Source organism: Staphylococcus sp. FSL W8-0056, from assembly GCF_037963075.1.
Classification (GTDB): domain Bacteria; phylum Bacillota; class Bacilli; order Staphylococcales; family Staphylococcaceae; genus Staphylococcus; species Staphylococcus aureus.
On sequence record NZ_CP150142.1, the window covers coordinates 2,252,526 to 2,265,045 of the forward strand.

A 12,520-nucleotide genomic window follows, 5' to 3' on the forward strand; every position below is an offset into this window, starting at 1 on the left:
TAAACCCTTGTCACACAAGGCTTGTATTTTTTATACTTATTTTTCAAATTAAATTCATCATTATCTAATTTAAAACAATATACTAAGTGTTTCATAATTATCGCCTGTACAATACGCACAAAAACATGTCTTGAAACGCCTTTCATTACACTAAAATCCCCAATATACTTTTTATATCGTTCGGATTCTGACTATTTCAGACGATTTTCTGCATAAAAATAAACGTGTTTCAAGGCAATATATTGCAATTACCTAAAAACACGTTTACTTAATATTTAGTTAAACAAATAAGCTGATGAATAGAATGAAGATGATACCTGAAACGGAAATAATCGTTTCTAATAATGACCATGTTAAGAATGTTTCTTTTACAGTTAAACCAAAATATTCTTTAAACATCCAAAATCCTGCGTCATTTACATGAGACAAAATCACACTACCTGCACCTATCGCAAGTACAACTAATGCAACATTTACATCTGATGATTGTAATAATGGTAAGACAATACCTGTAGTTGAAATCGCAGCTACTGTAGCCGAACCTAATGCGATACGTAGCACAGCTGCAACAATCCATGCTAGTAAAATTGGAGACATCTCTGTACCTTCAAACATTTTAGCAATTGTATTTCCGACACCACCGTCAATTAATACTTGTTTAAATGTACCGCCACCGCCAATAATCAATAACATCATTCCGATTGGATAAATCGCATTCGTCACTGATTCCATAATATGATTCATCTTACGTTTTCTCATTAATCCCATCGTAACGATTGCAAATAATACTGCTATTAGCATGGCTGTCCCTGCTGTTCCTATCATATAAATGATAGATTCAAATAGATTTGTAGGTTTGTCGTGCCCAGTTACAAGTTGCGTTATCGTAGACACTAACATTAATATGACTGGTAATGTTGCAGTTAATAAACTCATACCAAATCCTGGCATCTCTTGATCCGTAAATTCTTTTTGTGCACCTAACGCTGAAATATCGCCTTCTCGTGTATACGCAGACGGAATCATTTTTTGTGCAACTTTGTTAAATATAGGTCCTGCAATGAGTGTAACTGGAATGGCAATAATCATACCGTACAGTAATACATCTCCAACATTTGCCTTTAATTCTTTTGCGATGACTACCGGTCCTGGATGTGGTGGTAAAAAGCCATGTGTCACAGATAAAGCTGTTACCATAGGTAGTCCTAGTTTTAACACTGAAACATTTGCGCGTTTTGCTACTGTAAATACTAATGGAATCAGTAAGACTAAACCTACTTCAAAGAACAATGCAATACCGACAATAAATGCTGCAACAAGCATTGCCCATTGTACATGTTTTTGACCAAATTTTTGAATCAACGTGTCTGCAATTCGAGTTGCACCACCACCATCAGCAAGTAATTTCCCAAGTATGGCACCTAAACCGAATATTAGTGCAATGTGGCCGAGCGTACTGCCCATCCCTTTCTCAATCGTCTCCATAATTTTAGTCAATGGTATACCTAGCATTAACGCTGTAATCATCGATGTGATAATTAATGAAATAAATGTATTTAATTTAAACCCAATAATTAATACTAATAAAATAACGATACCTAAAACAACACTGATTAACGGCCATATTTCGTTAAACATGACATTCCCCTCTTTCTCTTTTCAATAGAATGTAACACCGTCGTCGCGCACGTATTCCAGATAATATATAGTAGTCATGGCACAACAACTTTATCTAAGATGCTTGAGTGACGTATTTATTGTGTTTTATTTTCAGCCATATGTTGGCGTTGAAAATCTGCAATTTGTTCATAATTCTCTGTTAAAGAACGACTTAAATTGATAAAAATGGATACGAGCTCTTGGTAAACAGCGACATTTTCTTCAAACGGCGTATGATTATTTGTAGCACCGACCATCGATGAAACGATTGAAAAATCTTCAATGTCACCTACAGCTTTAAGTCCAAGCACGCAGGCACCTAAGCATGAACTTTCATAACTTTCAGGAACCACTAACTCTGTGTCAAATATATCTGACATCATTTGACGCCATACTTCACTTTTCGCAAAACCACCTGTTGCTTTTATCATATTAGGCGTTTCATTCATTACTTCAATGAGTGCAAGGTAGACGGTATACAAATTGTAAAGAACACCTTCTAATGCAGCGCGAATCATATGTTCTTTTTTATGAGATAAAGTTAAACCGAAGAATGAACCTCTTGCATTTGCGTTCCAAAGCGGCGCACGTTCTCCAGCTAAATAGGGATGGAATATTAAACCATCTGCACCTGGTTTAACACGCTTTGCAATTTGAGTTAAGACATCATAAGGATCAACACCGAGACGTTTCGCAGTTTCGACTTCACTCGCTAGCAACTCGTCGCGCAACCATCTCAATACGACACCACCATTATTTACAGGACCTCCGATGACGTAGTGGTCCTCTGTTAAGACATAACAAAATATTCTACCTTTGTAATCAGTACGTGGTTTATCTATCACAGTACGAATCGCGCCAGATGTACCGATTGTGACAGCAACTTCTCCTTTACCAACACTATTGACACCCAAATTAGAAAGGACCCCATCACTCGCACCAATAACAAACGGTGTATCTTCATTAAGCCCCATTAATGTTGCATAACGTTCTTTCATGCCTTTCATTACGTACGTTGTTGGCACTAATTCCGGGAACATTTCCTTGGAAATACCAAGCAATTCTAATGCCCCAACATCCCAATCTAATGTTTCTAAATTAAACATCCCTGTTGCGGAAGCCATTGAATAATCAATGATATATGTATCAAATAAATGATAGAAAATGTATGTTTTAATATCTGCAAACTTAGCAGTACGTTGAAATACATCTTGCCATTCATGTTTCATCCAAAAAATTTTCACTAAAGGCGACATAGGATGAATAGGCGTACCTGTTCGCTGATAAATCGCATTGCCATCATGCACTTCATTTATTACTGTTGCATATTTTGCAGCGCGGTTATCTGCCCAAGTAATATTATTTGTTAATCTTTGATGTTGCTGATCCATCGCAATCAAGCTATGCATTTGCGCACTAAATGACACAAATTTAATATCATCTTGATTAACTTTCGATTCCCTCATTATGTATTTAATTGTCATTAATACCGCATCAAATAATTCATCTGGGTTTTCTTCTGAGACATCAACGTTTGGTGTGTGTAAATCATAGCCGATTTGATGTTTCATGATAAAAGCTCCATTTTCATCATATAAGACTGACTTGGTACTCGTCGTTCCAATGTCGACACCAATCATATATTTCATGATAAATCCTTCTTTCTTTCATTTTAATTCAACCAAAATCCTTCAATATCTTTACCAACATCGTCAAAATTTAAATGAAACGCTTCCTTCAAAATTTGACTGTCGTATTGTTCCACTGCATCAATAAACACTTGATGATTATGATGTATGCGTTCAAAATCTTGCGGGTTCTGTTGCATACGTTGTCGCATGGATGTTAAAACGAGTGCCATCATTACTGGTTTTAAATGACTCCAAAATGAGTTTAAATATTGGTGGTTAGATGCTTTGATTAATGTTTCATGAAATTCAAAGTCATGCTTCGTAAATGATTCTGCATCTTCAAATTTTACTGCCACTTTCATCATTTCAAGTTGTTTCTTCATTTCTTTTACGATAGGTAGTCTCTCTTGATTTTTAACTCTTGAAAATGCAAATGACTCTAGCATCAGTCGCAAATCGTACATTTCTTTCTTTTCTTGTTCCCCAAACGGCAACACATGTGCACCCATTCTTTCTAATTGGATGAGTTGATTTTGTTGCAATAATTTAAATGCATCTCGAATTGGCGAACGACTCACATTAAATTGCTTTGCCATTTGATTTTCAGTGAGTAACGTACCTTCAGCTATGTGACCATTCACAATACCTAAGCGTAATTCTGCCGCGATACCTTCTCCAGTTGTCATACCTTCCAACCATTTCTCTGGATATCCATACATCATCAAAGCACTCCTTCATTACATGACATACTTGTATACAAGTATGTTAATATAGTTCTTAAGTGTTTGCAAGCGCTTTCTTTATGCGAACTAAAATAGTGACCACCCCTCTTCGATGTAAATTTAAAGGGAATGATCACTATCACACGAATGATTTAATTGTTATGTTGTATGTGGGATATTTCTAATTGTTCTGTACTCATATGCGCTTTAGGTACTTCAATGCAATAATGCGTTTCATGACAGTTCGGACATTCGAATCGACGTGTTGTCGCTGTATGTTTCGCTTTGATAACTGCCCACAAAGATGGTGAGAATATATGCTGGCAGTTAGGACATAAATAGGCAACCTTTTGTTGGTAATAAAAAGTAACACCAATGCCGTAACAATTCATAAATGGTAAAGCAATTAAAAACGGCCATTTGTTTTTCATCAAGATTGAACTCATAATGCTAGAATATTGAATTATTCCTATAATACCAGCACTAATCCAAATGTTACGACGAATACTTTTCATTTCAGCTGATTTACTCATGACATGCTCTATGTCTTTTAAGTGTGTGATTGGAGACGTCGACGCTTCATTTACGTAATATTGAACATTTTTAATTTTGTTTAATACCGCTTGTTGCTGTTTGACTTGTTGGTTAATTTCTTGTTGTTTCATGGTTAGTAAGGTATTGAGTGTCTTCAAAGTACCTTCACCTTTTAGCAACATATCTATATCGCTTAACGCACAACCTAAATCTTTAAGCAATAAGATTAACTCTAATGTTTGTCGCTGTTGTTCTGTATACACACGACGCTTTCCTTCTGTAAATCCTTGTGGTTTCAAAATACCTTTGCGATCATAATATTGAATCGTTCGTGTTGTCACATTGCATAATTTTGCGAGTTCTCCAGTCGAATAGTTAGACATAGATTCCACCTCCTACAATCACCATAGTTGATGACCCGACGTCACGAGCAAGTACAATTTCCATATTTTTAAGAAATTTATTATACTTGGCGTCTTATTTTTATGATTTCGTACCATGTTGATTTACAAAATCACTCAAATTAAGCAACACTCCTACTAAACGTCTACTCTGTTATTTCAGAATGAATTTGTTGTAATTTATCTTCAACTTCAGTAATCTCTGTCGCACATTCTTTCAGTAAATCTCGATACTTTTCCGTCTCTGCATTGTTTTTATAACGTATTTTATGTTCTAAACTTGCCCACATATCCATACCTATCGTTCTAATTTGAATTTCAACAGGCAATACCTCAACGCGTTCTGCTAAAAAGACTGGAATGGATACAACGATATGTAAACTGCGGTAACCATTTTCTTTAGGGTGCTGAATATAATCTTTACGTTTTATCAATTGTACGTCTTCTTGTTTAAGCAACATCTCTTCAATCAAATAAATATCATCTAAGTAATTACATACTACGCGAATTCCCGCAATATCCAGTATGTGTTCTTTGGCAGTTTCTGCACTAATCTGTAATCCTTTACGATTAAGCTTTTCTATTAAACTACGCATTTCTTTCACACGTCGCTCCATATGATGTATAGGATTGTGTTTATAAATGTGATTGAAATTGTCATCTAAAATACTCAGTTTAGTGCTTATTTCCTTTAGTGCTGACGAATAAATATGATCTAACTCTACGAAACCTAATAACGTATCAAATGCTTCATCACCATTTTCAAATTTACTTAAACTATTTTTAAAATCATGTCGCAAATCCTCTAAATATAGTGATGGTTTTCGATCTACATACATTTTTATACTAACCTCCGATATATAATCATCTTTATTGTACCTAACATTTTATTAAGATAATACTAATACACTATCGAACTTTGGGCTGATACTGAAACAGCACAAAGAAACTCAAACAATCCGAATTATGTATCAAAACCTTCAATTACAGGAAGTAATTTTAAAATGATTTAACGCAAAAAAACACCTGTTACCGTTATATAGGTACAAGTGCTTAATTGATAGAGATGTTATACGTCTTTAAATGATTCCACAACTTTTGGATGTGCACCATCCATAAGCGGTTCTCTTTGTCGAACGCCACCACTTTGGTTGCCAATTGATTCGCTATCAAAGTACGATTTATCTTGATTTGATTGTTCTTGAATATGTTCTTCATTATCAGTTGTTGCATATTCACTATCCACCTCTGCTTTTTCCATTGTTGCTGTATGGAATTGTACGAAGTTCTCTTCTTCTAATGCTTTGATTTCTTCTTTCGATAACGCTCGATACCAATCTTTCGCTTTTTTCGCCGCAATAGGAACAACATCTTTTTCAAGATATCCTTCTTTTAACATTGCATTCGCAATTTCTATCGCTTTTTGCCGTTTAATTACTTCAAATTCTTTCCATTTTTCGGGGTAACCTTTCATTGTAAAGGGCATTTCCTTAACCTCCAATATGTTATAATTCATGTTATATACCACCATAATTATAAAATGAAACATATTAAACACAATTTTTTAGACTCCCGTCATAATAACTTCAGACAAACGTTAGTCTGACCTGATAAATATTTTATTTTAAACGTTCTTGTCTCTCTCACGAAAACCATTGTGTTGAATATTCATCATTGCTGATTGAATATAATTATACTGTGGTAAATCTGGTAATATCTTTATTTCTAATTCTGTATTTAATTCTAAATGCTTAGCGATGTTTTCAAATGTTGCTAAATACTCGCCCATTAATTGTTCATTTATTGTAAGTCTATCTTCATTAGCCATGGCTCTATTTAACATAAAGCTAATTTCTTCTAATGCGAATAAGCTAGGATAATAATTTTGAATCAATGTCTTATCACTAAATAATTCACCATTAGCTGCATTATAAACTTGCGTCATGTTATTTAATTTCACAGATAGGTTCATGGCCGTGTTTTTCTGATACACATTATCTTTATATTGGTTTTCAGAAAACAAATAATGGAAGAGCGTTGCTTCTTTACGAACAACTTCAGCCATTACATTAGGAAGCAATACGGATGCGGTACGTTGTCCAAGGACAAATAAACCTATGATTGCAATCACAATACCTATTGCAACGTCAATAACTCTTGGAAACGCAATGTTAATTGTTAAATTCTGTGATGCTAATCCATTCATTAAAATAACTTGTATTGTAATAAAAACTACTGCAATCGCATAATTTGCTCCCACCAATGCTTCAGTAAACAATGCTGCAATGCCCATTAAAATTACTGCAACAGGTGTTGGTATTGAAAACAACAATATGACTGAAAGTACTAACACACCTAAAATAGTACCTAAACCTCGTGCCATACCTCTCTCGATTGCATGTATAGTTGATGTTCCTAGTAATATTGTATGTGCAGATAACGGTATCCAGTATGCTTTTTCAAAATCAAACATTAACGCAATAAATATCGCTATCATCATAATCGCTGTATATCTCAATGTATTTCTAAAAACAATAGAGTCTAATGTTAAATTTTGATAAATGCGTTTACTATATAAAGGTTTTCGCATGTCTGCTTCATACGCAATACGCGCTTCATTTGCATGCACCATTTCATCAATTTTCAATATATGGTTGAATAAATTTTGAAATTCCTCTGTTACTGTCACTTCTTTTCGCCAATATCTTACATTTTCATCACTATTATCTAGTTGTGCAATGATATGATCCATCATTTCAATTAACTCATCTGGCAATGGTCGAATTTGTTTAGCGTTCAACTCTAACAGTTCAGAATAAATCCCTTGGGCAGATGTGTGTAATAATAATAATTTTTGGAAACGTCTACTTAATTTATCGTTACTTGAAGTAGAAGTGATTAATAATTTATCAGATGCTTTAAAACTATCCACCGCTGTTTTTGCTACTTGTAAAAAAGCAGCTTTATCATTATAAGTGTGTAACAACTTAGATATGAGTTTAAAATCATTTTGAATTGCTTGTTCTTCAGCTTTGTTTTTAGAAAATACGATCGTGATTAACACCATCATAGTGGCAAGTATACCGCCTACTAAAATCGCAAAGCCTCTATATAATGCTTCTTCGGGAGCTATAGGTAAGTTAATGGGTAGACTGAATGTCACAATGAAGAATGTCGATGACGGTCCAGCTATTTTTAAGGCAGTAAATATATAAAATGGTATAACCGTAACAATTAATAATGTCATTCCAAAAACGAGTGGCGTTTTGGCTGTTAGCGTACCAAGCATCATACATATTGCAAACGCTAAATTACAAATTATTACAGTTCGCAGCTTAGATCGCGACGGACCTTTAAAAACATAAATATGGGCTAGTGTTCCGGTTGCAACTAATAATCCAAATTGGAAATTACCACATAAGTAACCGATTATTGCAGGAATAATCATTAACAGTCCCTGTCTTACACCTTTATAAAAGTCTAAGTTAAGTCGATTGATTTTTATAAGTGATGTCAAAAAGATGTCATTTTGACTTCTCCTTTCCTTGTCAAAATATTTCCATAATCTTTTTATTAGCATAGTTAAAATGAATTTGTTGCTATAAATTTTAATTACGCAACATATGTGATTATAACACCTTATGCTCAATTATCTAAATTTAAAAACTTTTAAAGTCCAATTAAAATTAATTTCTAATGTTATTTAACATCGTTGAACCTTTGGTCGCCCACCTTTGGGCTAGTTAAAATTTATATGTACTTTTACAAGCGTTACCTGACTAATGTTTTAAAACTTTATTTCTTTACATATATCATTTTAATAACTTCCCGTTCATCTTAAACCATATCTGTTTTAAAAAGTTTCAATTTCAACGTAAAAAAGCAATAAGCCCCAACAATGTGAAAGCTTACTGCTTGTTTAAATTATTTTTCTATTGCTTTATCATCACTAACAATTAAAGGTTGATCTGGTTTCACATAGAACCACATAATCACAGCGATTACTGCTGGAACGATTAACAATTGGAATGTCATTGTCCAACCTAAATGTTCTACGAATAGACCTGCTAATAGCGGACTGATTAATGCACCTATATTACCCCATAAGTTCATCCACCCTGATACTGTACCAGAGAAGTTACGTCCTAAGTCAGTTGCTGCAGCCCAACTCATACCCATTGAAATACCGATACCACCAAGACCTAGTGATAACCAGAAAATACTTACATATAAATTTCCTGTACGTACAGCAAAGATAATTGAAACTGCAAACACAATAAATCCTGCGATTGCAATTACACCTCTAGCTACGAATTTTGAACGACCTAATCCTAATACACGGTCAGAAATTGCACCTGCTGATAAGATTAAGAAGAACATTAATAACCAAGGTAATGAACTAATGCTCATTTCTTTAAAGTTAACGTGGAATACTTCTGTTAAATACGTCGGTAACCAAATTAAGAATAATGTAATGATAAATTGTACAACAAAGTATTGAATTGCAATTGCATAGAAGCTAAAACGTTTAAAGAAATTATTCCATGGTGGTGATGACTTTTCAGTAGCTACGATATCACGATTTTCCATAATGAAACGTTTCTCCGCTTCATTAACCATTCTATGTTGCTCAGGTAAGTCTTTGGCAATAATCGCCCATAATACAGCCATTAAAATACCTACTGCACCAAAAATGTAAAATACTGCTTGCCAGTTAAATGCGTTAACAATAGCAATTGTAACTATTGGTGCTAATACAGGTCCGAAATATGATCCTGCTAATAATGCACTTGATGCTCTACCTTTTTCATTTTTAGAGAACCAAAATGAGTTAAACACAGCATTAGAAGGATACATTGGCGCCTCACCCACACCAAATAAGAATCTCACTAAATAAATTAAACCGTGGTTCTTAATCATACCCGTTAAGATTGTAAATGCACTCCACCAAACTAATGCAATTGTAATCATCTTACGTGGACCGAATTTTTCAGCCAACATCCCCGATGGTACTTGCATTAATGCATAACCTAGAGAGAAGAATGATGCCAATAAACCAAATTGTGGTTTGGTCATCCCTAAATCATCCATCATTTGTTTAGCGATATATGAAATGTTTGCTCTATCCATATACGCAATAACCCCAATAAAGAAGAACGCAAGCGCGAACATCCACCTTACGTTAGTTCGTTTTTCCTTCATAACTATTCCTACTTCCCTAATTAATTTTTTAAAACTTACCCTGAAACGTTAAAATTTTCGGACATCTGGCATGTCCACCCCTACTTTGTCACAAAATTGTACCAAAGTTATTTTTTATAATATTATCAGACATGGAAAGCGTTTACAATAGAATCTATAAAAATTTTATTAAATTCCGCTTAACTTTTGCTATTAAAACGATATAAAGGAACTTTTAGTTACATAGTAGCCTATCATTTGTTAATTAAAAATACTGCAATCCTAGTGTTTTAAAACGTATATTGCAGGCTTTCTTACATATTCGACATTCATTTTAAATTGCATAAAACTACATTGCTCATTCATTGTGCAGCGCCTGTTATTTAGATGATCATTTGTTGACTTTTCGTACTTATAGCAAGCAATTTTTTGATTTATTGCTTATAATACATTTTAAGACAAATGCTTGTTTCAACATCGCATACGACATCATTCATTATTCATTTGAATTTATCCAGTTTCTATTTGTCTGCAATTGCTGAAAATTAAAGGAGCTTATTTTTAATAATGGAACAAATTATCACTGAATTTATTAGTCGTTTTGGGTATGCAGCCATTTTTATATTAATTTTATTAGAAAATGTTTTACCTATCGTACCATCGGAAATTATTCTGACATTTGCTGGCCTTATGTCTGTTAAATCACATTTATCAATTTTAACCTTATTTATTATTGCAACCATCGCATCGTTTATAGGGCTGTTAATTTTATATTATATCTGCCGTTTGATTTCAGAAGAACGTCTATATCGTTTTATTGATCGACACGGTAAGTGGATTAAATTGAAAAGTAAGGATTTAAAGCGAGCAAATGATTGGTTTAAAAAGTATGGCGTATGGGCTGTATTTATCTGTCGTTTCATACCTGTATTACGTGTATTGATTACCATTCCAGCCGGTGTAAACCGCATGAATGTTGTGACATTTACCGTTATTTCATTAATAGGTACAACAATTTGGAATTTCGGTTTAATTTTACTAGGACGCACGTTGAGCGATAGCTTTGGTATGTTGATGACTGGTCTTCATACATATTCACGTATTATGTATGTTGTCATCATTATCGCAGTCATTTACTTTGCTATACGTTACATTGGCAAACGTAAGAGAGTAAAATAATATTGTTGTTAGTATAAAGGCATGAATTTTAAATTTCTATACACAAAAAGCAGTAAAATCATTCCATCTATTGAAATGATTCACTGCTTTTTTAAGTTTATTTGGCATACTTTAGCTGAAAGTCACCTAAAATCCTTTACGTTAAGAGATATAATGAAGTTTCCCATCAAAGTTCAGTTCCCTCAGTATGTATACATTCCGCAAACTTATCTCACAAATCCATCTATAATACAAACTATCATCTTAAATAAACAGAATTTACCCTGTCCTCCACACAAATTGTTTTCGACACTTTAATGTGCCTACTATCCAAAAAAGTTACTCATAACAAATTGCGCATTTTAATAAATGTAGCAATACCATTTGCACGCTACAAAAATACTCGTGTTCATATTTATATTTTATATTATTAAAGTTTTTTAAATCCATATTTTCATAAAACTTGCTATGTGATAAAATTAATTTTATATATAAAATCTTAAGATTCAGATTATTTAATAGCAAAGGAGATAGTGATATGGGTGTTTTAACAATAGAACATTTAACAAAGAAGATAGGCAACAAAACGATTCTCGAAGATGTATCATTTAAGCTGAAACGCGGACAAATAGTTGGTCTCGTTGGAGCGAATGGTGCAGGTAAAACAACTTTAATGAAAGTTATATTAGGTTACTCTAGTTTCCAAAGCGGAAATTTTAATGTTATTAACAGCAAAGACAGCAAAAGCAATATCGGTGCATTGATTGAAAATCCAGGAATATATCCTTTTATGTCTGGATATGAAAACTTGAAGTTATTGAATGAATCAAAAAACACTCAAGATATCGATAAAATTGTCTCACAACTTCATATGGATGAATACATTCATAAAAAAGCTAAAACGTATTCTCTTGGTATGAAACAAAAATTAGGAATTGCTATAGCATTTTTAAATGAACCTCAATTCATTATCTTAGATGAACCAATGAACGGCTTAGATCCAAAAGCTGTGCGAGATGTACGTGAATTGATTGTCCAAAAGTCGCAAGAAGGTGTTACTTTCTTAATTTCGAGTCATATTTTAAGTGAGTTAGTTAAAATCACAAACTCTATCCTTATTATTAACAAAGGTAAAATTGTTACAGAAACATCGGAAGAAGAACTTAAACAATTTAAAGATAATGATTTAGAAAATGTATTACTAGAAATCATAGAAAGGGAGGACCAAGCATAA

10 protein-coding genes and 1 pseudogene are annotated in these 12,520 nt (G+C 33.6%); 2 read left to right on the forward strand and 9 right to left on the reverse strand.

All coding sequences use genetic code 11. From position 1 onward, the window contains the following. Positions 1–279 precede the first annotated feature (279 nt). The 8 genes from NSS86_RS11485 to NSS86_RS11520 all read right to left on the reverse strand — a co-directional run bounded on the left by NSS86_RS11485 (position 280) and on the right by NSS86_RS11520 (position 10,149). Positions 280–1,638, reverse strand: coding sequence for a gluconate:H+ symporter (locus NSS86_RS11485; protein WP_000481425.1), 1,359 nt, complete (start codon positions 1,636–1,638; stop codon positions 280–282). A 116-nt stretch (positions 1,639–1,754) separates the two neighbouring features. After that, complete coding sequence (gene gntK, locus NSS86_RS11490; RefSeq protein ID WP_000876638.1) at positions 1,755–3,308, reverse strand: gluconokinase; 1,554 nt, start codon at positions 3,306–3,308, stop codon at positions 1,755–1,757. 23 nt (positions 3,309–3,331) lie between these two features. Then, positions 3,332–4,012, reverse strand: coding sequence for a GntR family transcriptional regulator (locus NSS86_RS11495; protein ID WP_000990133.1), 681 nt, complete (start codon positions 4,010–4,012; stop codon positions 3,332–3,334). 152 nt (positions 4,013–4,164) lie between these two features. Then, complete coding sequence (locus NSS86_RS11500; RefSeq protein WP_000074011.1) at positions 4,165–4,929, reverse strand: MerR family transcriptional regulator; 765 nt, start codon at positions 4,927–4,929, stop codon at positions 4,165–4,167. Between the two features lie 164 nt (positions 4,930–5,093). Then, positions 5,094–5,786 (reverse strand): GTP pyrophosphokinase family protein, encoded by a 693-nt coding sequence (locus NSS86_RS11505; RefSeq protein ID WP_000289136.1) that lies wholly within the window; start codon positions 5,784–5,786, stop codon positions 5,094–5,096. Positions 5,787–6,016: 230 nt separating this feature from the next. Next, positions 6,017–6,433: a DUF2188 domain-containing protein gene (locus NSS86_RS11510; RefSeq protein ID WP_001117049.1), complete on the reverse strand. Its 417-nt coding sequence runs from the start codon at positions 6,431–6,433 to the stop codon at positions 6,017–6,019. A 138-nt stretch (positions 6,434–6,571) separates the two neighbouring features. Continuing rightward, positions 6,572–8,395, reverse strand: coding sequence for an FUSC family protein (locus NSS86_RS11515; protein ID WP_001557523.1), 1,824 nt, complete (start codon positions 8,393–8,395; stop codon positions 6,572–6,574). Positions 8,396–8,871: 476 nt separating this feature from the next. Continuing rightward, complete coding sequence (locus NSS86_RS11520; protein WP_000660710.1) at positions 8,872–10,149, reverse strand: MFS transporter; 1,278 nt, start codon at positions 10,147–10,149, stop codon at positions 8,872–8,874. A 546-nt stretch (positions 10,150–10,695) separates the two neighbouring features. Here NSS86_RS11520 and NSS86_RS11525 point away from each other — a divergent pair. Then, positions 10,696–11,307: a DedA family protein gene (locus NSS86_RS11525; RefSeq protein WP_000435044.1), complete on the forward strand. Its 612-nt coding sequence runs from the start codon at positions 10,696–10,698 to the stop codon at positions 11,305–11,307. Positions 11,308–11,315: 8 nt separating this feature from the next. Here NSS86_RS11525 and NSS86_RS11530 read toward each other — a convergent pair. After that, a pseudogene (locus NSS86_RS11530) lies at positions 11,316–11,415 on the reverse strand (hypothetical protein). 409 nt (positions 11,416–11,824) lie between these two features. Between NSS86_RS11530 and NSS86_RS11535 the strand changes: the two are divergent. Next, positions 11,825–12,520, forward strand: a complete 696-nt coding sequence (locus NSS86_RS11535) for an ATP-binding cassette domain-containing protein (RefSeq protein ID WP_000538625.1) — start codon at positions 11,825–11,827, stop codon at positions 12,518–12,520.

What these genes read in the sequence shown, in the direction of transcription:
- NSS86_RS11485 (WP_000481425.1), bottom strand. Translation starts at nt 1,638, where the DNA reads ATGTTTAACGAAATATGGCCGTTAATCAGTGTTGTTTTAGGTATCGTT.
- gntK (WP_000876638.1), bottom strand. Translation starts at nt 3,308, where the DNA reads ATGAAATATATGATTGGTGTCGACATTGGAACGACGAGTACCAAGTCA.
- NSS86_RS11495 (WP_000990133.1), bottom strand. Translation starts at nt 4,012, where the DNA reads ATGATGTATGGATATCCAGAGAAATGGTTGGAAGGTATGACAACTGGA.
- NSS86_RS11500 (WP_000074011.1), bottom strand. Translation starts at nt 4,929, where the DNA reads ATGTCTAACTATTCGACTGGAGAACTCGCAAAATTATGCAATGTGACA.
- NSS86_RS11505 (WP_000289136.1), bottom strand. Translation starts at nt 5,786, where the DNA reads ATGTATGTAGATCGAAAACCATCACTATATTTAGAGGATTTGCGACAT.
- NSS86_RS11510 (WP_001117049.1), bottom strand. Translation starts at nt 6,433, where the DNA reads ATGCCCTTTACAATGAAAGGTTACCCCGAAAAATGGAAAGAATTTGAA.
- NSS86_RS11515 (WP_001557523.1), bottom strand. Translation starts at nt 8,395, where the DNA reads ATGATTATTCCTGCAATAATCGGTTACTTATGTGGTAATTTCCAATTT.
- NSS86_RS11520 (WP_000660710.1), bottom strand. Translation starts at nt 10,149, where the DNA reads ATGAAGGAAAAACGAACTAACGTAAGGTGGATGTTCGCGCTTGCGTTC.
- NSS86_RS11525 (WP_000435044.1), top strand. Translation starts at nt 10,696, where the DNA reads ATGGAACAAATTATCACTGAATTTATTAGTCGTTTTGGGTATGCAGCC.
- NSS86_RS11535 (WP_000538625.1), top strand. Translation starts at nt 11,825, where the DNA reads ATGGGTGTTTTAACAATAGAACATTTAACAAAGAAGATAGGCAACAAA.